The organism is Pseudomonas sp. DR48 (assembly GCF_019823085.1).
Classification (GTDB): Bacteria; Pseudomonadota; Gammaproteobacteria; order Pseudomonadales; family Pseudomonadaceae; genus Aquipseudomonas.
Genome location: NZ_CP081946.1, coordinates 171,073 through 188,795, shown reverse-complemented (window position 1 = coordinate 188,795; position 17,723 = coordinate 171,073). Strand labels below are relative to the sequence as shown.

Genomic DNA, 17,723 nt, shown 5'->3' with positions numbered 1-17,723 from the left:
TGTGAGAAATTTCTGATCGATAAGACAGAAAGTTTTCCAAGCTAACACCCTGAAGGCACGATAGGGGAGCCTTCAAGCGGGATCTGTCGCACAAAAATGCAAAAGCGACGCACAAACGAAAAAGGCCCGCCAGTCAGACTGAGCGGGCCTTTTTCGTGGGCGCAGGTCTTACATCGACAGCATCAGGCGCCCGGCGAACAGGATCAGAATCACCCCCATGGTCCGTTCAAACCAATGCCCCATGCGCATGAACAGCAAGCGCACCCGGGCACTGGAAAAGAACAGTGCGACGATCACAAACCACAGCGCATTCACCAAGCACATCCACACGCCGTAGAGCGCCTGGATCTTCAGTGGCGTCGTGGCGCTGATGATCGTGGTGAAAATCGCCAGGAAAAACAGGGTCGCCTTGGGGTTGGTCGCGTTAGTGAGAAACCCGGTGGTGAACGCCTTCAGCAACGTTTGCTCAATGACCGGTTCGTCGGCGACCTTGTCACCTTCAAGTGCTGACTTGGGTTTGCTGCGCAACAGGCTGACACCTAGGTACAAGATATAGGCGCCACCGATGACCTTGGCCACGGTCAGCAGCCAGGGCGTCGAGTGCATCAGCGCGCCGACCCCGAGCAGGGTGTAAAGCACGTGCACGGAAATGCCCGCGCCAATGCCCAACGCCGTACAGATACCGACAAGCCGACCGAAACGTACACTCTGACGGATGGTGACGGCGAAGTCGGGTCCGGGTGCGACGACTGCCAGGAAGTGAATAGTCGCCAGCGCCAGGAACTCGCCCAGGTAATTCGAAAGCATCTCAACTCCAAAAAGTAAGGGGTGACGCATTGCCGCGATAGCCGACAAAGAACGAAAGGCTCAAGCGCGGCTCTTCCAGCCCCGGCGTCACGGAGTGCATGCGGCGCGAATTGAACATGATGAAATCACCCGGCTCGGGACGAATCTCCAGGGTCGGAGTGCCGAGCAGGTCGGGATCGATGCCGTAGCTGTCGCCGCGCATTTCGTCGAACTGGTCCGCAGAAATGTCGTGGTCCCACATCTGCAATGCACCGCCCTCGGTCGGCATGCTCAGGTAGACGTTGCAGGCGAACTGCGCTTCCAGGCTCCTGGCCTGAAAACTGTCCGGGGCGTCTTTGGCGAATATGTCGTGATGGGCAAGGAAGCAGACCCCGGGTTTTACCACCCGGGACAGCCCGACATACATTTTGCGACCGTAGAGATTTTCCAGATGCGCACCCGCAGGCCAGGTCTCATCGAGCATGCAGCGCAGGGTGTCGACCGGGGACGAGTAAGGCGCGCAACGGTTGCGCAGTTCGGCGATGTTGCGCGAGGCGCGCTCGAAGTAATCTTCGATCAGCAGTGGCTGGTTTTCCGCTTCATAGAACGCCATGCCGATGCGGCCAATGCTGGGCGCGTTGATATAGCCTTCGAAGCCTGGCGCAAGGATTTTTTCGCCAATCTGCTTCGCCAGCGGCCGGGGCAATAAGCCTTTGACGCGGATCGCGAGGACTTCTTCGTTGGCCAGTTTTTTTATGCACGTCTCATCGAGACGCTCGACGTCAAGCATCATGTTTTAGGTCCATCTATCAGATAGTCAACAGAGCCTGCGAACCCAGGCTCCCCCGGCGTCAGGCGATGACGGGGACGGCATCGCCCAAAAGCTCAATCCACGCTGTAGTGGACTGACAGCGTTCCCTTCTTCAGTGAAAGGGACGTGATCGTGACCGTGCCCAAATCCTTCAGGCTACGTACATGGGTGCCGCCGCAGCCGTAGGCGGGCAGTTCACCGAATCCAATTTCCCGGGAGCCTTCGCGCAAAGACGTCAGGCGTGGCAGGTCATTAGCCACCCATTGCGCGATGCCCTGTTGAATCATCCCGGCATCAACTTCTTTTGCTGAATCTGCCGGTTTGAACTGCACGCGTCCTTCGCCCGGCCAGTGATGAGCCTTGATCGGCATCCAGCCCAGGGCCTGGACAAAATGGCCGATCAGATGCCCGGCCGAATGCATGCGCGAATTGAACTGGCGACGTTGTTCATCAATCCGGATCTGGGTCATGCCCGGTTTAACCGGGCGGTCGACGAAATGAATGATGCGGTCCGGATCCTGCACTACGCGCAGAACCTGGCTTTCGCCAATCCACCCGGTGTCGTATGGCTGACCGCCACCTTGGGGGTGAAACAACGTGGCGCGCAGCACCACCGCGAATTCGTTCTCCTGGGGGGTGCAGTCCAGGACTTCCACATTGGCCTTGAGGTCATCACTATGGAAAAAGAGGCGAAGCGTCATATTCCATGTCCTCATTAGAGTTTCTTTTTTTATTATATGAAGCGTGGAATTGCGTGATAATCCGTTCAAACATCAAAGGACTGTTGCGCTGTGAGCATAAATCTTCCACTGCCTCTGCTCGGTGAAATGGCGATTTTCGTCAAGGTTGTCGAGACCGGCAGCTTTTCCGAAGCAGCGCGTCAATTGGGGTCGTCACCCTCGGCGGTCAGTCGCAGCATTTCGCGCCTGGAAAAGGCGTTGGCCACACGTCTGCTGCAGCGAACCACCCGCAAACTGCGGTTGAGCGATGGCGGCGAAGAAGTGTTCAAGCGTTGCCAGGAGATGGTCAGCGCGGCCAAGTCGGTGATGGAAATCAGCGGGCAGTTCACCCATGAGGCACAAGGACTGGTGCGGGTCAGCGTGCCCAAGGCTGTCGGTCGATTTGTGATTCATCCGCACATGCCAGAGTTTCTGCGGCGTTATCCCAAAGTGGACGTGGAGTTGTTGCTGGACGATCGGCAGGTGGACCTGATCGATGACAACGTCGATCTGGCCATTCGCATTACCGATCGACCACCCGCCGGTCTGGTCGGGCGGCAGTTGCTGACCATCGACCATCTACTTTGCGCGACACCGCAATATCTGGCCGAACACGGCACGCCCACCCATCCCCACGACTTGCTCAACCATAGCTGCATCTATTTGGGTGAAACCCCAAGCGATGCGCGCTGGAAGTTCAAGAAGGGCACCAAGGCCGTCACTGTCGGTGTGCGCGGACGCTATGCGGCGAATCACACCGGCGTGCGATTAGGCGCGGTGTTGCAGCACATCGGGATTGGCAGCCTGCCGTACTTCACCGCGCGCTATGCGCTGGAACAGGGCTTGATTGTGCAGGTCTTGCCGGACTGGACCTTTCTGGCGTCTTACCATGGCGGCGCGTGGTTGCTGCATTCGCCAACGCGTTATCTACCGCCGAAGTTGCGGGTGTTTATCGATTATCTGGTGGAATGCCTGGAGAAGGAGCCGACGCTTGGCAAGCCGGGGAAACCGGGAAAGGTCGCGGCGGAGTATGAATTGCCTGAGAGTGATGGGTTGCTCTGAAGACCGCGATCGCGAGCAGGCTCGCTCCCACAAGGGATCAGTGGTGAACACAAAATTTGTGAGCGACCGCAGTCAATGTGGGAGCGAGCCTGCTCGCGATGGGGCCGCCCAGACACCACATCACTTGCAAATGCCACAAAAAAAGGCCCGCATGAATCACCATGCGGGCCTTTTGCGTTTCCAGCCTGGAATCAGTGCTTCGGCTCGTCGTTCGACATCGCCAGCAGCTGTTTTTCCTGGTTCCAGTCGAACGGTTCGTCGTTCTGCTCGGCTTCGAAACGACGTTCTTCCAGCGCCTGGTACAAGTCGATTTCATCATCGGGCATGTAATGCAGGCAGTCCCCGGCGAAGTACCACAGCAGGTCGCGAGGGACCAGATGGGCGATTTGCGGGTAACGGGTGATCACCTGGCACAGAATGTCCTGGCCCAGGTATTGGCTTTCGATCGGGTCGACCGGCAGTAATGCACGCAGTTCGTCGAAGCGCTCCAGGAACAAGGCATGGCTTTCTTCGGGAACCTGTTCGGCCTCACCCACGGCGACCAGGAAGCTACGCAAGTGGTCAAGCAAGACGAGATGATCGGCAACGACGTTGGACACGAGATAAGTCCTCAAGAGCAAAACGGGCGCGGGAGTATAAAGCCCCCGCGCCCATTTTTACATGATAGTCGACTTGATCAGCGGACCTTTCCGTCGGCCCGCGCCAGCTCTTCCTTGGCGAAATCATCGACGTCGATCACCTTGCGCCGCGCTGCTTCGGCCTCACGCAGGGAATGCGCCTCACCCGCCTGCAATACTCCGGCTTCCAGCGCCGCATCGATCGCGTGTTCCCCGGCAGCCGGTTTGACCTGGCCACTTTTGAGCGCCACGTGCAGCTTTTTCTGCAACGGTTGAGCGGCGTTCAACAGGTTGCATGCGTGTTGCAGCGCTCCGACGGCGTCATCGGCCGATTGCGGACGGTAGCAACCGGCCAGCAACTCTTCGAGCGTCGGATCGCCCTTGGCCCGGCCAATCACTGCGGCCACTTCGGCAGCGAGTTTGTCCGACGGACCTTTGTGGCGACGACCCAGCGGGAACACGATAACGCGCAACAAGCAGCCCAGTACCTTGTTCGGGAAGTTGCTCAGCAACTCATCCAGCGCTCGTTCCGACTGGCCAAGACTCTCTTCCATGGCCCAGGTAAACAGCGGCGCCATATGCTCCGGCGAGTCTAGGTCGTGGTAACGCTTGAGCGCGGCGGAGGCGAGGTACATGTTGCTGAGCACATCCCCAAGCCGTGCCGAGAGGCGTTCGCGACGTTTCAGCTCACCGCCCAGCAACATCATGCTCAGGTCCGCGAGCATGGCGAACGCGGCAGCCTGACGATTGAGGGCACGGAAGTAACCCTGGCTGAGCTTGTTGCCTGGCGCGTGTTCAAAGTGACCGAAGCCGAGGTTCAGTACCAGTGTGCTGGCGGCGTTGCTCACGGCAAAACCGATGTGCTTGAGCAGCAGGCCATCGAATTCGGTGAGGGCCTGGTCCTTGTCTTCACGAGCGGCGAGGGCCATTTCCTTGAGCACGAACGGATGGCAGCGAATGGCGCCCTGGCCGAAGATCATCAGGTTGCGCGAGAGAATGTTGGCGCCTTCCACGGTGATGAAAATCGGTGCGCCATTCCAGCTGCGACCCAGGTAGTTGTTCGGGCCCATGATGATCGCCTTGCCGCCATGAACATCCATGGCGTGGCTGATGCATTCGCGGCCGCGTTCGGTGAGGTGGTATTTGAGAATCGCCGACAGCACCGACGGCTTCTCGCCGAGGTCGACTGCGTTGGCGGTCAGCATCCGCGCCGCATCCATCATCCAGGCGTTGCCACCGATACGCGCCATGGCTTCCTGAATGCCTTCGAATGCGGACAGCGGCACGTTGAATTGTTCGCGAACCTGCGCATATTGGCCGGTCACCAGGCTGGTGAATTTGGCGGCGCCGGTGCCGACCGCCGGCAGGGAAATCGAACGCCCGACCGACAGGCAGTTCATCAGCATCATCCAGCCCTTGCCGAGCATTTCCTGGCCGCCGATGAGGAAGTCCAGCGGCACGAATACGTCCTTGCCGGAGTTCGGGCCGTTCATGAACGCTGCACCTAGCGGCAGGTGGCGGCGGCCGATTTCAACACCGGCGGTGTCTGTCGGGATCAGCGCCAGGCTGATGCCCAGGTCTTCCTTGTCACCGAGCAAATGGTCCGGGTCATAAGCCTTGAAGGCCAGGCCGAGCAGGGTCGCCACCGGGCCCAGGGTGATGTAACGCTTTTCCCAGTTAAGGCGCAGACCAAGGGTTTCCTTGCCTTCCCATTCACCTTTGCAGATCACCCCGGTGTCGGGCATGGCACCGGCGTCGGAACCCGCCAGTGGCCCCGTCAATGCGAAGCAGGGAATGTCGTCGCCGCGTGCCAGCCGTGGCAGGTAATGGTTGCGCTGTTCCTCGGTGCCGTAATGCAGCAGCAGTTCGGCCGGGCCGAGGGAGTTGGGGACCATCACGGTGGACGCGAGGTCGCCGCTGCGGGTCGCCAGTTTCATCGCCACCTGGGAGTGGGCATAGGCCGAGAAGCCCTTGCCACCAAACTCCTTGGGGATGATCAGCGCGAAGAAACCGTTTTCCTTGATGTGAGCCCAGGCCTCGGCGGGCAAGTCCATGTCTTGTCCGATCTGCCAGTCGGTGACCATTGCGCAGAGCTCTTCGGTCGGACCGTCGATAAAGGCCTGTTCTTCTTCACTCAACTGCGCTTTTGGATAAGACAGCAGCTTGTCCCAGTCCGGGCGACCGCTGAACAGTTCGCCGTCCCACCACACCGTGCCGGCGTCTATTGCATCGCGTTCGGTCTGTGACATGGGCGGCAGGGTTTTCTGAAACCAGTTGAACAGCGGCGCGCTGAAGTATTTGCGACGCAGGTCGGGCAGCAACAACGGTGCCGCGACGGCAGCGATCAACACCCAGAGAACCAGCAACAGCCAGCCAGGCGCGCGGCTGAAGGCACCCATCGCGACGACAAAGACCGCGACGATGCACAGGGCGGGCAGGGGGGCGATGCGGCGGTGCGCCAAATAGGCTATCCCGACAACCAGAACCAGTATCCACAACAGCAGCATATTTAATCCTCCGTGAACCAGGGCAAAACCAACCTTCAGAGCTTAGACGGCATCCGCAAAACAGGGTGGTCGGAGCGAGGTGATTGAATTCGTGGGAAATCATGGGTGAGTTTTGTAGGTTGGGTTGGCAACACGCCCGTTAAATCGTTCGTTTCCTACGCGGCTATACGCCCATGTTTGGCTGAAACGTCGTTATCTCTGTGCTGATGGTCTCGCTAGACTCGTGGCTTCCCCAAGGAGATTGTTCTCATGCACGAGTACCTGACACCCGGTCGCTTCATCGATAGTGACCACCCGTCGGTGGTGGAGTTCGCCGAAAAACATCGCGGTGCCAGTCGCGACCCGCTCGAGCAGGCGATCAATCTCTATTACGCAGTCCGCGAAGCCGTGCGCTACAACCCCTACACCTTCAGTCGCGACCCGCAGACCTTGCGCGGCAGTCATGCATTGGCAACCGGGGAGAGTTATTGCGTACCCAAAGCCACACTGCTGGCAGGCGCCGCGCGTCATTGCGGCATCCCGGCGCGTATCGGCCTGGCGGATGTGCGCAATCACTTGTCGACCCCACGTTTGCTCGAGTTGCTCAGGAGCGACGTGTTCGCCATGCATGGTTATACGGAGTTGTACCTGAACGATCGCTGGGTCAAAGCTACACCGGCCTTCAACCAGAAACTCTGCGAACTGTTCAATGTGGCGCCGCTGGAGTTTGACGGGGTCAACGACAGTGTTTTCCATCCCTTCAATCGCGATGGCGAACAGTTGATGGAGTACCTGGTCGACCACGGCCAGTTCACCGATGTGCCCGAAGCATTCTTTTTCGAGCACCTGGAAAAGTGCTATCCGCACCTGTTCAGCGACACACTGCCCGTGCTCTTGGGTGATATGCAGAGCGATTTGAGCCGCGCCTGATCCGGCGTATGCTGCCTGCGCATTCATCCATAAAGAGGCGGTCATGCTGAAAATCTGGGGTCGGAAAAATTCGTCGAATGTCAGAAAGCCATTGTGGGCCGCCGAAGAGCTGGGCCTGGCGTACGAAGCCATCGATGCGGGCGGTGCCTTCGGTGTGGTGGATACGCCTGAGTATCGCGCGATGAATCCCAACGGCCGCGTGCCGGTGATCGAGGACGACGGCTTTGTGCTGTGGGAATCCAACGCCATCGTGCGCTACCTGATGGCTCGTCACGCCAGCGACACGGCCTGGTATCCAGCGGATTTGAAAGCTCGTGCCTCGGCCGACAAGTGGATGGACTGGACCACTTCGAGTTTCGCCGGCCCGTTTCGCACGGTGTTCTGGGGTGTGTTGCGCACGCCCAAGGATCAACAGGATTGGACCGCGATCAACGCCGCAATAAAAGAATGCGATGGCCTGCTGTCGATGGCCGACCAGATGCTGGCGACCCAACCGTACTTGTCGGGTGACGCCATTGGCATGGGCGATATCCCGCTCGGCAGTTTCATTTATGCCTGGTTCGAGATGCCGATCGAGCGTGCGCCGCAACCCAATCTTGAAGCCTGGTACGCCCGACTTAAGCAGCGGCCGGCGTATCGGAAAGCGGTGATGACCGCGTTGACTTAATACTCACTATCGACACACTTGACTGTACTTGTGTGGCGGCGACACGCACCATTGCGCTCAAGCGCCGTGGTTGTATTAGTCGCCGCCCGCCCTTATTTATCCCTTTCTTCCCTTCTTGGTGCGTAATCAGATATGAGTTCCGCTCTGTCCATCCGGCAGCTAACCAAAACCTACGGCAACGGTTTCCAGGCCTTGAGTGGTATCGATCTGGACGTCGCCGAAGGTGACTTTTTCGCCTTGCTCGGCCCCAACGGCGCGGGCAAATCCACGACCATCGGCATTCTCTCGACCCTGGTGAACAAGACCAGCGGCACGGTGAATATCTTCGGTCACGACCTGGACAAGAATCCTGCGCAGCTCAAGCGCTGCATCGGCGTGGTGCCCCAGGAATTCAACTTCAACCAGTTTGAAAAGACCTTCGACATTGTCGTGACCCAGGCCGGTTACTACGGCATCCCGCCGAAAATCGCCAAGGAACGCGCCGAGCAATACCTGACCCAACTCGGTCTGTGGGACAAGCGCGATGTGCCGTCGCGTTCACTGTCCGGGGGCATGAAGCGTCGATTGATGATCGCCCGCGCGCTGGTTCACGAACCGCGCCTGCTGATCCTCGACGAACCGACGGCGGGGGTGGACATCGAACTGCGTCGCTCGATGTGGACGTTCCTCACCGAGCTGAACCAGAAAGGCATCACCATCATCCTCACCACGCACTACCTGGAAGAGGCTGAGCAGTTGTGCCGCAACATCGGCATCATCGACCACGGCACCATCGTCGAGAACACCAGCATGAAACAGTTGCTGGGCCAGTTGCATGTGGAGACCTTCTTGCTGGATTTGAAGAACGGCTTGGGCGTTGCACCGCAGTTGATCGGTTACCCGACGCGGTTGCTCGACGGTCACACGCTGGAAGTCCAGGTGGACAAGGCCATGGGCATCACGTCGCTGTTTACCCAATTGGCGCAGCAGAACATCGAAGTGCTGAGCTTGCGTAACAAAACCAATCGCCTTGAGGAGTTGTTCGTGTCCCTGGTGGAGAAAAATCTGTCGAAGGTGGCGGTATGAGTTCCGAGCTGCAACCCAACCTCGTCGCCCTCAATACCATCGTTTACCGTGAGGTTCGCCGCTTCACCCGGATCTGGCCGCAGACCTTGCTGCCCCCGGCCATCACCATGGTTTTGTACTTCGTGATCTTCGGCAATCTGATCGGCAAGCAGATTGGCGGCATGGGTGGTTTCACCTACATGGAGTACATCGTCCCGGGGTTGATCATGATGTCGGTGATCACCAACTCCTACGGCAACGTGGTGTCGAGTTTCTTCGGCAGCAAGTTCCAGCGTTCCATCGAGGAATTGATGGTGTCGCCGGTGTCGCCGCACACCATTCTGATCGGCTACACCCTCGGCGGCGTCCTGCGTGGCTTGATGGTCGGGGTCATCGTGACGATGCTGTCGCTGTTCTTCACCGATTTGCAGGTCCATCACCTGGGCGTGACCATTCTGGTGGTGGTGCTGACGGCAACTATCTTCTCGCTGCTGGGTTTCATCAACGCTGTGTTTGCGCGCAACTTCGATGATATTTCGATCATCCCGACCTTCGTGCTGACACCGCTGACGTACCTGGGCGGGGTGTTTTACTCGATTAGCCTGCTGCCTCCGTTCTGGCAAACCGTGTCCCTGGCGAACCCGGTACTGCACATGGTCAACGCCTTCCGTTACGGCATTCTTGGCGTATCGGATATCAAGATCAGCGTAGCGATTACCTTCATGCTGGTGGCGACCGTTGCGTTGTATATCGGTTGTGCGCGGTTGCTGGTCAGTGGGCGCGGCATGCGTACCTGATCAAGACCGAGTCGCCCCTTTCGCGGGCAAGCCCGCTCCCACAAAACCTCTGGTGTCTGTGCGATTTGTGCTACTCAGCAGATCCCTGTGGGAGCGGGCTTGCCCGCGATGGCGTCAGCCCAGACATTGCAAAAAAAACGGCCTCCAACACTGGAGGCCGTTTTGCATTTCTACATCCGGTTTTTCTTGCGCCGCGTCCATTGCCGCGCAACCCACCAACGCCAATAGAGCATGGTCAGGCAATAGGCGAGGGCGCCCAGCACCAGCCCTGTCACCACCGATCCCAGCAGGAACGGTTGCCACAGCGTCGACAGCTCGCCGCTGATCCATTCCCAGCTCAACTCGTCCGGCAAATGCCTGGCAGGAACGTCCATCAACCACGCCCCGGTTTGATAGGTGCAGAAAAACACCGCCGGCATGGTGATCGGGTTGGTCAGCCAGACCAGGCTCACGGCAATCGGCATGTTGCCGCGCACCATGATGGCGAGGATGGCGGCCACCAGCATCTGCAACGGAATCGGCAGAAAGGCCGCAAACAAACCCACCGCCATGGCACGAGCGACCGAGTGACGGTTGAGGTGCCAGAGGTTCGGGTCATGCAGCAGGGTGCCGAGAAAGCGTAAGGATTTGTGTTCCCTGATGCTGGTCGGGTCTGGCATGTAACGTTTGAATAAGCGCCGGGGCATAAGGCTTCTCGGTCGGTTAAGGCGGCAAGTATGTCTGGATTCCATGAACGGCCCATTCAGACTTTGTGACAATTAATAACCGTGCCTGTGCGATCCGCCCGCTATGACTAGGGAGGGGACTCTCAAGGACGGGCTTATGCGCACAGGGATGATGGCGCTGGCGACGGGTTTGCTGGCGTTGCGTTTTTTACCGGAATTACCGCCGGTCTGGGTTTGGATGTTGCTGCCTGTGGTGGGGCTGATGCTGCTGCCGTTTCGCACGTACGCGTTGGCATTCTTTGTGTTCGGCTTCAGTTGGGCCTGCGCGAATGCACAGTGGGCGCTGGATGATCGTCTGCCGCTGAAGCTTGATGGTGAGACTCGCTGGGTCGAAGGGCGGGTGACAGGGTTGCCGCAGAATGCCGACGGTGTGGTGCGTTTTGAACTGAGTGACAGTCAATCGCGACGCACCCGCCTGCCCAGGCATTTACGCCTGGCCTGGTACGACGGCCCCGCCGTCAACGCCGGCGAACGGTGGCGGCTGGCAGTCAAGTTGAAGCGTCCCGCCGGGCTGCTCAATCCGCATGCGTTCGACTACGACGCCTGGTTGCTGGCGCAACGCATCGGTGCCACCGGGACGGTCAAGGCCGGTCAAAAGCTTGCCGATGCTCAATGGGCCTGGCGCGACAACATTCGTCAACGCCTGCAGGCCGTGGATGCACAAGGTCGAACGGGGGCGCTGACGGCCTTGGTGCTGGGGGATGGCGCCGGGCTGAGTCGCGAGGATTGGCAAGTCCTGCAAGACACCGGCACCGTACATCTGTTGGTGATTTCCGGGCAACACATCGGTTTGCTCGCGGGATTGGTGTATCTGCTGATCGCCGGGCTGGCCCGTTATGGCCTATGGCCGAATCGTTTGCCCTGGCTGCCGTGGGCGTGCGCGCTGGCGTTCGCCGCCGCGCTCGGTTACGGGCTGCTGGCCGGTTTCGAGGTGCCGGTGCGGCGCGCGTGCGTGATGATCGGCCTGATACTGTTATGGCGGCTGCGGTTTCGTCATCTCGGTGCGTGGTGGCCGCTATTGCTGGCGCTTGATGCGGTGTTGCTGCTGGACCCGCTGGCCAGTCTGCAACCGGGTTTCTGGTTGTCTTTCGCCGCAGTGGCCGTGCTGATCTTCACTTTTGGTGGACGGCTCGGGCCTTGGCGATGGTGGCAAACCTGGACCCGCGCGCAATGGCTGATCGCGATCGGTTTATGTCCGTTGCTGCTGGTGCTCGGCTTACCGATCAGCATCAGTGGCCCGCTGGTCAACTTGCTGGCGGTGCCCTGGATCAGTCTGGTTGTGCTGCCACCGGCCTTGCTGGGCACGCTGCTGTTGCCAGTGCCTTATGTGGGCGAGGGGTTGTTGTGGCTGGCGGGCGGTCTGATTGACTGGCTGTTCAAGGGACTGGCGTTGATGGCAGGCCGATTGCCTGCTTGGGTGCCGGCAGCGATCCCGCTGTGGAGTTGGGCGCTTGGCACGCTGGGGGCCATTGTTCTCTTGCTGCCCAAAGGTGTGCCGATGCGGCCGCTGGGTTGGCCGTTGCTGTTGCTGCTGGTTTTTCCACCTCGAGAACTGGTGCCTGCCGGCATGGCTGAAATCTGGCAACTGGATGTCGGCCAAGGATTGGCCATTCTCGTGCGCACGCGTCATCACACCTTGTTGTACGACACCGGCCCGCGTTTTGGCGATTTCGACCTGGGGGAGCGGGTGGTGCTGCCATCGTTGCGCAAACTGGGGGTGGACGGGCTCGATATGATGCTCATCAGTCACCCCGACGCCGATCACGCCGGCGGCGCACGAGCGGTGGCCAACGGATTGCCGGTGACCCGGGTCCTCGGCGGCGATCATCAGGCGCTGCCGGCCGAGTTACAGGCCGAAGCCTGTGAAAGTGGTCGGCGATGGACCTGGGACGGCGTGAACTTCCAGCTCTGGCAATGGGCTGCCGCCAGCGACAGCAATCAGAAATCCTGCGTCTTGCAGATCGAAGCCAACGGTGAGCGATTGCTGTTGACCGGCGATATAGATGTCGCCGCCGAACGGGCGCTGCTCGACAGTCCGCTCGCCGTGCCCACCGATTGGCTGCAATCACCGCACCACGGCAGCCGCAGTTCGTCGTCAATGGCGCTACTGGCCGTGCTTGAACCCCATACGGTGCTGATCTCCCGTGGCCAGGGCAATTCCTTTGGCCATCCACATCCAACGGTCATGGCGCGCTATCAAAAACGTGGCATGGCGATCTATGACAGCGCCGACCACGGCGCCATTCGTCTGCAACTCGGACGCTTCAAATCGCCCTGGTCGATGCGTCTGCAACGGCGTTTCTGGCGCGATTCGCCGCCGCTCAGCCAATAACCCGCAGTTATTACAGACCGACCGGATGCGACATCACGGTCTTCGGTGCATCCACCCCCTATGTTAGAGTGGCGCACTTTTTCGAGGGGACTGTCACTGTGTGGGAATTGGTCAAATCCGGCGGCTGGATGATGCTGCCGATCATTCTGAGTTCCATCGCGGCCATGGCAATCGTCGCCGAGCGTCTCTGGACCCTGCGTGCCAGCCGTGTAACCCCGGAGCATCTGCTCGGGCAGGTCTGGGTATGGATCAAGGACAAGCAACTCAACAAAGAAAAACTCAAGGAACTGCGCGCCCACTCACCGTTGGGCGAGATCCTGGCAGCCGGCCTCGCCAACTCCAAACATGGTCGAGAGATCATGAAAGAGTGCATCGAAGAAGCCGCTGCGCGGGTGATTCATGAGCTTGAACGCTACATCAATGCGCTGGGCACCATCGCCGCCATGGCCCCTTTGTTGGGGTTGCTGGGTACGGTGCTGGGCATGATCGATATTTTCAGTTCGTTCATGGGCACGGGCATGACCACCAATGCCGCAGTGCTGGCCGGCGGTATTTCCAAAGCCCTGATCACCACGGCTTCGGGCCTGATCGTCGGTATCCCGTCGGTCTTCTTCCACCGGTTCCTGCAACGGCGCATCGATGAGCTGGTGGTGGGGATGGAGCAGGAAGCGATCAAACTGGTCGAGGTCGTGCAGGGTGACCGTGACGTGGACCTGTCCGAGGGCAAAAAAGCGTGAAATTCCGCCGCAAGCAACGGGAGAACGTGGACATAAATCTTGTGTCGCTGATCGACGTGGTGTTTGTCCTGCTGCTGTTTTTCGTCGTGACCACCACCTTTACCCGTGAAACCCAGCTACGTGTCGAACTGCCGGAAGCGGTCAGCGGTTCGCCGGCAGAAGATCAGCAGATCAAGCAACTGGATATCGCCATCAATGCCGAAGGCGCGTTCTCGGTGAACAATCAGGTGCTGCAGAAAAACGATCTGGCGACCCTGATGGACGCGTTGCAAAAAGAATCCAATGGCGACACCAACCTGCCGCTGTCCATCAGCGCTGACGGCAAGACCCAGCATCAATCCGTCATCACCGCCATGGACGCTGCCGGCAAGCTCGGTTTCAGCCACTTGCGCATGACCACGGTCGAGGCGGCGCCCGCGCCCTGATGGCCATGTCCGATCGTTTGCTCGCCGCGTGGTACGAAGGTCATCCGGCCCTGAAACTGTTACAGCCACTGGAGTGGCTGTATCGGCGCGTGGTCATGAACAAGCGCAAACGCTTTCTGGCGGGCGAGGGCGAGATCTATCAGCCTCCCGTGCCTTTGATCGTGGTCGGTAACATCACGGTCGGCGGCACCGGCAAGACCCCGCTGATTTTGTGGATGATCGAGCATTGCCAGCGCAGTGGCCTGCGCGTCGGCGTGGTCAGCCGGGGTTACGGCGCCAAGCCGCCGCAGCTGCCGTGGCGCGTCGAGGCGGATCAAGGCGCCGAAATGGCCGGCGACGAGCCGCTGTTGATCGTCCAGCGCACCGGCGTGCCGTTGATGATCGACCCGGACCGCAGCAGTGCCGTCAAGGCTCTGCTGGCAAGCGAACCGCTGGACCTGATTCTCTCCGATGACGGTATGCAGCATTACCGCCTGGCGCGTGATCTTGAGCTGGTGCTGATCGACGCCGCGCGTGGCCTGGGCAATCGCCGTTGCCTGCCCGCCGGGCCGTTGCGCGAGCCGGTCGAGCGTCTGCAAAGCGTCGACGCGGTGCTGTACAACGGCGCGGCCAATGATCGCGAAGACGGTTTTGCCTTCCAGTTGCAACCCACCGAATTGGTCAATCTGCACAGCGGCGAACGGCGTCCTCTGGACCATTTTCCCCCTGGCCAGGCGCTGCATGCCGTGGCCGGGATCGGCAATCCCCAGCGTTTCTTCAAAACCCTCGAAACGCTACACTGGCAGCCAGTCCCACATGCGTTTGCCGACCACGCCGAATACAGCGTGCAGGCCTTGAATTTCACGCCGTCGTTGCCGTTGGTGATGACTGAGAAAGACGCGGTCAAGTGCCGTGCTTTCGCCGGGACCGACTGGTGGTACCTGGCGGTCGACGCTGCGCCATCGCAGGCCTTCGTGGCCTGGTTCGATACACAACTGATGCGCCTGTTGCCAGATCGTCTTCTGCCTTAACCGTTTTTATCCAGGGAATGTACATGGACACCAAATTGCTCGATATCCTCGCTTGCCCGGTCTGCAAAGGTCCTCTCAAGCTCAGCGCCGACAAAACCGAGCTGATCAGCAAAGGCGCAGGTCTGGCCTACCCGATTCGTGACGGGATTCCGGTCATGCTCGAAACCGAAGCCCGCACCCTGACCACCGAAGAGCGCCTGGATAAATGACCACAGCCTTTACTGTTGTCATTCCATCGCGTTATGCCTCGACCCGCCTGCCGGGCAAGCCGCTGCTGTTGATCGCCGGCAAGCCGATGATCCAGCACGTCTGGGAACAGGCGAGCAAAAGCAGTGCCCAGCGGGTCGTGGTCGCCACGGATGATGCGCGCATCGTCGAGGCCTGCAACGCCTTTGGCGCAGAAGTGGTGCTGACCCGTGAAGATCATAATTCCGGCACCGACCGTCTGGCCGAAGTGGCGGCGAAACTGGGGCTGGCGCCTGACGCCATCGTGGTTAACGTCCAGGGTGACGAGCCGTTGATCCCGCCGAGCGTGATCGATCAGGTCGCAGCCAACCTGGCCGCGCACACTGAAGCGCGCATGGCCACGTTGGCCGAGCCGATCGAAGACGTCGAAACCCTGTTCAATCCCAATGTGGTCAAGGTCGTCAGCGACCTCAATGGCCTCGCGCTGACCTTCAGTCGCGCCACGTTGCCGTGGGCCCGGGATGCATTCGCCAACAGCTGTGAGCAATTGCCAGAAGGCGTGCCGTATCGCCGCCACATCGGCATCTATGCCTACCGCGCCGGTTTCCTGCATGACTTCGTCAGCTGGGGGCCGTGCTGGCTGGAAAACACCGAATCCCTGGAACAGCTGCGTGCGCTGTGGCATGGCGTGCGAATTCACGTTGCCGATGCGCTGATCGCACCGCCGACCGGTGTCGACACGGTCGAAGACCTTGAGCGCGTTCGTCGCCTGCTGGAGGCCTGATGCGCGTTTTGTTCGTGTGCCTGGGCAACATCTGCCGGTCTCCCACGGCCGAAGGTGTGCTGCGCCATAAACTGCGTGAAGCCGGGCTGGCCGATCAGATCGAAGTCGCTTCCGCCGGCACCGGCGACTGGCATGTCGGCAAGGCGCCGGACAAGCGCAGCCAGGCGGCCGCAAAGCTGCGTGGTTACGACCTGTCCGCCCAGCGCGCCCAGCAAGTGACCCGCGCTGATTTCGCCGCCTATGACCTGATCCTGGCAATGGACAACAGCAACCTGCGCCACCTCAAGGCCCTGCAACCGGCCAAGGGCAAGGCGGAACTCGACCTGTTCCTGCGGCGTTATCAGTCGGAACTCGATGAAGTGCCGGATCCCTATTACGACGGCGACCAGGGTTTCGAACAAGTGCTGGACCTGATCGAGCGCGCCAGTGATTTGCTGGTGATCGAATTGAAGGGGCGGTTATGAGTTTGCAGGTTCAACCTCAGGTTTCGCTCAAGCCGTTCAATAGCTTTGGTGTCGACGTCAAGGCGCGTTTGTTTGCCGAGGCACACAGTGATGCCGATGTGCGCGAGGCCCTGGCCTATGCGACAGCGCATGAGGTGCCGCTGTTGGTAATCGGCGGTGGCAGCAACCTGCTGCTGACGGCCGATATCCCGGCGCTGGTGCTGCGCATGGCCACGCGCGGGATTCGGATCCTGAGCGATGACGGCAACAAAGTCGTCATCGAAGCCGAGGCCGGCGAGCCCTGGCACCCGTTTGTGCAACACACCCTCGCGCAGGGTTTGGCGGGGCTTGAAAACCTCAGCCTGATCCCCGGCACCGTGGGCGCGGCACCGATGCAGAACATCGGTGCTTATGGTGTCGAGATCAAGGACGTTTTCGCCGGCCTGACCGCTCTGGATCGCCAGAGCGGCGAGCTGCGGGACTTCACCTTGGCGCAGTGCAACTTCGCCTATCGCGACAGCCTGTTCAAACAGGAGCCGGGGCGCTGGTTGATCCTGCGCGTGCGTTTCACCCTGGACCGCGCCGCACACCTGCACCTGGAATATGGCCCGGTGCGCCAGCGCCTGACCGAGCAAGGCATCGATCATCCGACCGCTACCGATGTCAGCCAGGCGATTTGCAGCATTCGCAACGAAAAGCTCCCGGACCCGGCTGTGCTGGGCAATGCCGGCAGCTTCTTCAAGAACCCACTGGTGCCGGCCGCGTTGGTCGCTCAGCTCAAAATCGAATACCCGGACCTGGTGGCCTACGCGCAGCCCGACGGGCAGATGAAACTGGCGGCGGGCTGGTTGATCGAGCGAGCGGGCTGGAAAGGCTTTCGAGACGGGGATGCCGGCGTGCATAAGTTGCAAGCGCTGGTGCTGGTCAACTACGGCACTGCCACCGGCCTGCAATTGCTGAGCCTGGCGCAGCATATTCAGAAAGACATTTCAGAACGATTCAAGGTCGATCTGGAAATGGAGCCGAACCAGTATTGAAGCTACGCTTCAATGACTGATTTCAGAGCCCTGCACACCTTCAAATGTGCAGGGCTTTTTTGTTAATGCTGAGTTAACTTAGCCACCTAACGATGCAAGCATTTGCTCCACCAAAGGCCCGATGC

At 59.9% G+C, this 17,723-nt stretch carries 19 protein-coding genes; 13 read left to right on the top strand and 6 right to left on the bottom strand.

What is annotated here, in order from left to right; genetic code table 11:
* Positions 1–168: 168 nt before the first annotated feature.
* The 3 genes from K5K95_RS00835 to K5K95_RS00825 all read right to left on the bottom strand — a co-directional run bounded on the left by K5K95_RS00835 (position 169) and on the right by K5K95_RS00825 (position 2,298).
* Complete coding sequence (locus K5K95_RS00835; protein WP_222588014.1) at positions 169–807, bottom strand: LysE family translocator; 639 nt, start codon at positions 805–807, stop codon at positions 169–171.
* A gap of 1 nt (position 808) precedes the next feature.
* Entirely contained in the window at positions 809–1,579 is a 771-nt protein-coding gene (locus K5K95_RS00830) for a 2OG-Fe(II) oxygenase (RefSeq protein ID WP_222588013.1), read from the bottom strand.
* Between the two features lie 92 nt (positions 1,580–1,671).
* Positions 1,672–2,298: an alanyl-tRNA editing protein gene (locus tag K5K95_RS00825; RefSeq protein WP_222588012.1), complete on the bottom strand. Its 627-nt coding sequence runs from the start codon at positions 2,296–2,298 to the stop codon at positions 1,672–1,674.
* 90 nt (positions 2,299–2,388) lie between these two features.
* Here K5K95_RS00825 and K5K95_RS00820 point away from each other — a divergent pair, with 90 nt between their 5' ends.
* Positions 2,389–3,378: a LysR family transcriptional regulator gene (locus K5K95_RS00820; protein ID WP_222588011.1), complete on the top strand. Its 990-nt coding sequence runs from the start codon at positions 2,389–2,391 to the stop codon at positions 3,376–3,378.
* Positions 3,379–3,569: 191 nt separating this feature from the next.
* Here K5K95_RS00820 and K5K95_RS00815 read toward each other — a convergent pair whose 3' ends face one another.
* Both K5K95_RS00815 and K5K95_RS00810 read right to left on the bottom strand, forming a co-directional pair.
* Entirely contained in the window at positions 3,570–3,977 is a 408-nt protein-coding gene (locus K5K95_RS00815) for a PA2817 family protein (protein WP_222588010.1), read from the bottom strand.
* A gap of 77 nt (positions 3,978–4,054) precedes the next feature.
* On the bottom strand, positions 4,055–6,502 hold the full coding sequence (locus K5K95_RS00810; protein ID WP_222588009.1) for an acyl-CoA dehydrogenase: 2,448 nt from the start codon (positions 6,500–6,502) through the stop codon (positions 4,055–4,057).
* Between the two features lie 249 nt (positions 6,503–6,751).
* On the opposite strand from K5K95_RS00810, the gene K5K95_RS00805 reads away from it, so the two are divergent.
* The 4 genes from K5K95_RS00805 to K5K95_RS00790 all read left to right on the top strand — a co-directional run bounded on the left by K5K95_RS00805 (position 6,752) and on the right by K5K95_RS00790 (position 9,919).
* Complete coding sequence (locus tag K5K95_RS00805; RefSeq protein WP_222588008.1) at positions 6,752–7,411, top strand: transglutaminase-like domain-containing protein; 660 nt, start codon at positions 6,752–6,754, stop codon at positions 7,409–7,411.
* A gap of 43 nt (positions 7,412–7,454) precedes the next feature.
* The gene (locus K5K95_RS00800) at positions 7,455–8,078 is read left to right on the top strand and encodes a glutathione S-transferase family protein (RefSeq protein ID WP_222588007.1); all 624 of its coding nucleotides are present in this window, start codon (positions 7,455–7,457) and stop codon (positions 8,076–8,078) included.
* Between the two features lie 132 nt (positions 8,079–8,210).
* Positions 8,211–9,143: an ABC transporter ATP-binding protein gene (locus K5K95_RS00795; protein WP_222588006.1), complete on the top strand. Its 933-nt coding sequence runs from the start codon at positions 8,211–8,213 to the stop codon at positions 9,141–9,143.
* On the top strand, positions 9,140–9,919 hold the full coding sequence (locus K5K95_RS00790) for an ABC transporter permease (RefSeq protein ID WP_222588005.1): 780 nt from the start codon (positions 9,140–9,142) through the stop codon (positions 9,917–9,919). The genes K5K95_RS00795 and K5K95_RS00790 overlap by 4 nt, the downstream gene beginning before the upstream one ends.
* Positions 9,920–10,089: 170 nt before the next feature.
* Here the strand turns inward: K5K95_RS00790 and K5K95_RS00785 are convergent, their stop codons facing one another.
* Positions 10,090–10,605 (bottom strand): DUF2062 domain-containing protein, encoded by a 516-nt coding sequence (locus K5K95_RS00785; RefSeq protein WP_222588004.1) that lies wholly within the window; start codon positions 10,603–10,605, stop codon positions 10,090–10,092.
* A gap of 136 nt (positions 10,606–10,741) precedes the next feature.
* On the opposite strand from K5K95_RS00785, the gene K5K95_RS00780 reads away from it, so the two are divergent.
* The 8 genes from K5K95_RS00780 to murB all read left to right on the top strand — a co-directional run bounded on the left by K5K95_RS00780 (position 10,742) and on the right by murB (position 17,598).
* On the top strand, positions 10,742–12,976 hold the full coding sequence (locus tag K5K95_RS00780) for a DNA internalization-related competence protein ComEC/Rec2 (protein ID WP_222588003.1): 2,235 nt from the start codon (positions 10,742–10,744) through the stop codon (positions 12,974–12,976).
* Between the two features lie 98 nt (positions 12,977–13,074).
* On the top strand, positions 13,075–13,713 hold the full coding sequence (locus K5K95_RS00775; RefSeq protein WP_222588002.1) for a MotA/TolQ/ExbB proton channel family protein: 639 nt from the start codon (positions 13,075–13,077) through the stop codon (positions 13,711–13,713).
* Positions 13,710–14,138 (top strand): ExbD/TolR family protein, encoded by a 429-nt coding sequence (locus K5K95_RS00770; RefSeq protein WP_208669422.1) that lies wholly within the window; start codon positions 13,710–13,712, stop codon positions 14,136–14,138. The genes K5K95_RS00775 and K5K95_RS00770 overlap by 4 nt, the downstream gene beginning before the upstream one ends.
* Positions 14,138–15,148: a tetraacyldisaccharide 4'-kinase gene (gene lpxK / locus K5K95_RS00765; RefSeq protein WP_222588001.1), complete on the top strand. Its 1,011-nt coding sequence runs from the start codon at positions 14,138–14,140 to the stop codon at positions 15,146–15,148. Before K5K95_RS00770 ends, lpxK begins: the two co-directional genes overlap by 1 nt.
* Before the next feature lie 23 nt (positions 15,149–15,171).
* On the top strand, positions 15,172–15,357 hold the full coding sequence (locus K5K95_RS00760; RefSeq protein WP_090186803.1) for a Trm112 family protein: 186 nt from the start codon (positions 15,172–15,174) through the stop codon (positions 15,355–15,357).
* Entirely contained in the window at positions 15,354–16,118 is a 765-nt protein-coding gene (gene kdsB, locus K5K95_RS00755) for a 3-deoxy-manno-octulosonate cytidylyltransferase (protein WP_222588000.1), read from the top strand. The genes K5K95_RS00760 and kdsB overlap by 4 nt, the downstream gene beginning before the upstream one ends.
* Positions 16,118–16,582, top strand: coding sequence for a low molecular weight protein-tyrosine-phosphatase (locus K5K95_RS00750; protein WP_090186798.1), 465 nt, complete (start codon positions 16,118–16,120; stop codon positions 16,580–16,582). Before kdsB ends, K5K95_RS00750 begins: the two co-directional genes overlap by 1 nt.
* The gene (gene murB / locus K5K95_RS00745) at positions 16,579–17,598 is read left to right on the top strand and encodes a UDP-N-acetylmuramate dehydrogenase (protein WP_222587999.1); all 1,020 of its coding nucleotides are present in this window, start codon (positions 16,579–16,581) and stop codon (positions 17,596–17,598) included. Before K5K95_RS00750 ends, murB begins: the two co-directional genes overlap by 4 nt.
* The last annotated feature ends 125 nt before the right edge of the window (positions 17,599–17,723 follow it).

Excerpts from the sequence above, each read along its gene's own strand:
- K5K95_RS00780 (WP_222588003.1), top strand. The coding sequence starts at position 10,742 with ATGCGCACAGGGATGATGGCGCTGGCGACGGGTTTGCTGGCGTTGCGT.
- kdsB (WP_222588000.1), top strand. The coding sequence starts at position 15,354 with ATGACCACAGCCTTTACTGTTGTCATTCCATCGCGTTATGCCTCGACC.
- K5K95_RS00785 (WP_222588004.1), bottom strand. The coding sequence starts at position 10,605 with ATGCCCCGGCGCTTATTCAAACGTTACATGCCAGACCCGACCAGCATC.
- murB (WP_222587999.1), top strand. The coding sequence starts at position 16,579 with ATGAGTTTGCAGGTTCAACCTCAGGTTTCGCTCAAGCCGTTCAATAGC.
- lpxK (WP_222588001.1), top strand. The coding sequence starts at position 14,138 with ATGGCCATGTCCGATCGTTTGCTCGCCGCGTGGTACGAAGGTCATCCG.
- K5K95_RS00810 (WP_222588009.1), bottom strand. The coding sequence starts at position 6,502 with ATGCTGCTGTTGTGGATACTGGTTCTGGTTGTCGGGATAGCCTATTTG.
- K5K95_RS00805 (WP_222588008.1), top strand. The coding sequence starts at position 6,752 with ATGCACGAGTACCTGACACCCGGTCGCTTCATCGATAGTGACCACCCG.
- K5K95_RS00830 (WP_222588013.1), bottom strand. The coding sequence starts at position 1,579 with ATGATGCTTGACGTCGAGCGTCTCGATGAGACGTGCATAAAAAAACTG.
- K5K95_RS00790 (WP_222588005.1), top strand. The coding sequence starts at position 9,140 with ATGAGTTCCGAGCTGCAACCCAACCTCGTCGCCCTCAATACCATCGTT.
- K5K95_RS00825 (WP_222588012.1), bottom strand. The coding sequence starts at position 2,298 with ATGACGCTTCGCCTCTTTTTCCATAGTGATGACCTCAAGGCCAATGTG.
- K5K95_RS00760 (WP_090186803.1), top strand. The coding sequence starts at position 15,172 with ATGGACACCAAATTGCTCGATATCCTCGCTTGCCCGGTCTGCAAAGGT.
- K5K95_RS00795 (WP_222588006.1), top strand. The coding sequence starts at position 8,211 with ATGAGTTCCGCTCTGTCCATCCGGCAGCTAACCAAAACCTACGGCAAC.
- K5K95_RS00835 (WP_222588014.1), bottom strand. The coding sequence starts at position 807 with ATGCTTTCGAATTACCTGGGCGAGTTCCTGGCGCTGGCGACTATTCAC.
- K5K95_RS00750 (WP_090186798.1), top strand. The coding sequence starts at position 16,118 with ATGCGCGTTTTGTTCGTGTGCCTGGGCAACATCTGCCGGTCTCCCACG.
- K5K95_RS00800 (WP_222588007.1), top strand. The coding sequence starts at position 7,455 with ATGCTGAAAATCTGGGGTCGGAAAAATTCGTCGAATGTCAGAAAGCCA.